A 2,485-nucleotide genomic window follows, 5' to 3' on the forward strand; every position below is an offset into this window, starting at 1 on the left:
GAGCCGCGTAGAGCGCGATCGCATAGTGTCCGATCGACAGCAGGAAGCGGTCGCGTCCCTCCCACAACGTGTCCTCCGGCCGGTAACGAAGCGCATGGAAATAGGCGACGGCAAGCACGTCGGCGACACCCAGCGCCTGTCCGACATAACCTTGGCCCTGGACTTGACCCATCCGCACGGCGCGTCGGCGGATACGATAGGCTCGTTCGGCCAGGCTGACATTGCTGCCAGCGCGAGGCATCTCAAGCTCCGTTGTCCACTCAGCCATGGATTAGCATCCCACCGTTGACATCGATCACGGCGCCGGTGATGTAGCTGGCCAGATCGGAAGCCAGGAAGAGATAGGCGCCGGCTACGTCGCGCGCCTCGCCCAGCCGGCTGAGCGGGATTCCCTTGATGATGTCGGCGCGCATGGCGTTGGTCAGTTTGCCGCCGGTGATGTCGGTCTGGATCAGGCCCGGTGTGATGCAGTTGACGCGGATGCCTTCGGGACCGAATTCGCGCGCCATGGCCTTGGCAAGCCCCAGAACACCCGCCTTGGCAGCCGAATAGTGCGGGCCACCGAAGATGCCGCCGCCGCGCTGGGCCGAAACTGACGACATGCAGATGATCGAGCCGCCGCCATTTTCGCGCATGTTCGGGATGAATGCCTGGCTGAGATGGAGCACGCCGCGTAGGTTGACATCGAGGATGCGGTCCCAGTCAGCCGCGCTGATCTCCAGCGTCTTGACCGGCTGCGTGACGCCCGCATTGTTGCAGAGCACATCGATCCTGCCCAAGGTTTCTGTCACTTGCGCCGCCGCCCTCTTGCAGGCGTCGAGGTCCGCGACGTTGCACGCAAGGCCGATATGGTCGGGTCCAAGCGACGCAGCGGCGTCACGCGCTTGCCCGTCATCGAGGTCGAGTATTGCAACGCGAGCCCCGTGCTGTACCATCAGCGCTGCCGTGGAGCGGCCAATTCCCCGGGGGCCCGCGGCCCCCGAAATCACCACGGCCTTGCCCTTCAGCAACAAGTCGAACTCTCCTGCTATTTCTGTTTGCCGGTGATCTAAAGTCGGTAGAACCGGGCGGCGTTGTCATGGAACAGCGCGAGCCGCTCCTCGTGCGGGTGGGCGATCGTAATTTCCTTGAAGGCGTTCAAAATGGCGTCGAAGCTCGAGAACAGCTTGTCGACGGGGAAGTTCGTCGCGAACATCGAGCGGCCGACGCCGAAGGCTGCGATCGCCTCCTCGATGCTCGGCGCCGTCGACCTGCATGCCGGTGTGATTGAGAATGATCTGCACGTCGGGAAAGTCGCGCGCCAGTTCGAGGAAGTCGCTCATCTGCGGATAGTAGAGCTGCGGGTCGAAGCTCAGCCCGCGCTTCGCCAGCTCCCGGAAGCCGCGCCGCCATTCGGGCGTACGACTGACCTCCGGCCGCGCCAGATAGGTCTTGGCGGGGTCGGGATGATAATTCATCGGCTGCCGCATGCCGCGGAAGTTCGGATATTCCATGTGGCGGTCGAGGAGGTCGCCGACGTCGGGTTGGGACAGGTCGGCATAGCCGACGATGCCATGCGGAAAGCCTCGCTTGTTGGCGATCTCCTGCAGCCAGCGCGTTTCCCCAACCGGATCGCCGGGATCGAGAAGCAGCACTTCGGCTCCGGTGGAAAGGGCACGAGCGATCCGGACGATCTGGCCTTCGTGGAGGGACAATTTGCGTGCCGGCATTATCGATCATCGCTTCGCCGATCGCTGGGTCGATCAGCTGGAGCGCTCCCAGCGCAGTTTCGCGCGTGCGGCGACGGCTGATCTGCGACCAGCCCGACCTCGCATGCACAATGCCGATGTTTTCCGCGACCGGACAGCTCGGGCAACAGCGCCAGCTCCTGATGCACCACCGCGATGATCGGGCTGTTGTGGTCGGCCTTCGACGAGGCGAAGCCAATCTCGCCGGCTTCGCGTGAGGTCAGCCCTGTGACGATGCGGATGAGAGTGCTTTTGCCGGCGCCGTTGCCGCCCAGGAGCGCGTGGATTTCGTCGGCCCGGACCTGAAAACTCACACCCCGCAGGACACGGGTTGCGTCATAACTCTTCTCGATATTGGCAGCTTCGATCAGGGGCTTCCTGGTCAATACCTGTCCAACTCCCGGCACGTTGCCGGCGCTACCCAAGCTTTGGGTTGAACTCGGCTCCATCCTGTATCTCCTTCCGGGACCACTGTGCGACCGATTGACATTCGGCTCAATTTTCGTTTCTTAACATTCTGTGTAGCTGAGCTTAACTGACGAGGACGAGGTCAGACATCAAGTTCAATTCGATGACGCATTTCGAGGCAGTCGCGCGGCTCGGCGGCGTGGCAAAGGCCGCTCAGGAATTGCAGGTGACACCTTCGGCGGTTAGCCAGCAGCTGCGGCTGCTCGAACACCAACTCGGGGTGCGGCTTTTTCAGCGCGAAAAGCGCCATCTCTCGCTCACGATCGACGGTGAGCGGCTCTTCCAGACCA

4 protein-coding genes and 1 pseudogene are annotated in these 2,485 nt (G+C 62.7%); 1 reads left to right on the plus strand and 4 read right to left on the minus strand.

The window, feature by feature from the left end:
* The 4 genes and pseudogenes from NKH60_RS34685 to NKH60_RS34700 form a co-directional block, all read right to left on the minus strand.
* Nucleotides 1-268 (minus strand): thiamine pyrophosphate-binding protein (locus NKH60_RS34685; RefSeq protein WP_502907814.1); only part of this gene is annotated, 268 nt, incomplete at its 3' end.
* Complete coding sequence (locus tag NKH60_RS34690; protein WP_352453729.1) at nucleotides 261-1,013, minus strand: SDR family NAD(P)-dependent oxidoreductase; 753 nt, start codon at nucleotides 1,011-1,013, stop codon at nucleotides 261-263. The genes NKH60_RS34685 and NKH60_RS34690, both read right to left, overlap by 8 nt.
* A 35-nt stretch (nucleotides 1,014-1,048) precedes the next feature.
* Nucleotides 1,049-1,709, minus strand: a pseudogene (locus NKH60_RS34695) (amidohydrolase family protein).
* Entirely contained in the window at nucleotides 1,709-2,176 is a 468-nt protein-coding gene (locus NKH60_RS34700) for an ATP-binding cassette domain-containing protein (protein ID WP_352875085.1), read from the minus strand. The pseudogene NKH60_RS34695 and the gene NKH60_RS34700 overlap by 1 nt, the downstream one beginning before the upstream one ends.
* A 122-nt stretch (nucleotides 2,177-2,298) precedes the next feature.
* Here NKH60_RS34700 and NKH60_RS34705 point away from each other — a divergent pair.
* On the plus strand, nucleotides 2,299-2,485 hold a 187-nt coding region (locus NKH60_RS34705; RefSeq protein ID WP_352875087.1), incomplete at its 3' end, for a LysR family transcriptional regulator.

The organism is Mesorhizobium sp. M1006 (assembly GCF_040318825.1).
GTDB lineage: Bacteria > Pseudomonadota > Alphaproteobacteria > Rhizobiales > Rhizobiaceae > Mesorhizobium.

Coding starts and splice junctions, on each gene's coding strand:
- NKH60_RS34700 (WP_352875085.1), bottom strand. CDS start 2,176: ATGGAGCCGAGTTCAACCCAAAGCTTGGGTAGCGCCGGCAACGTGCCG.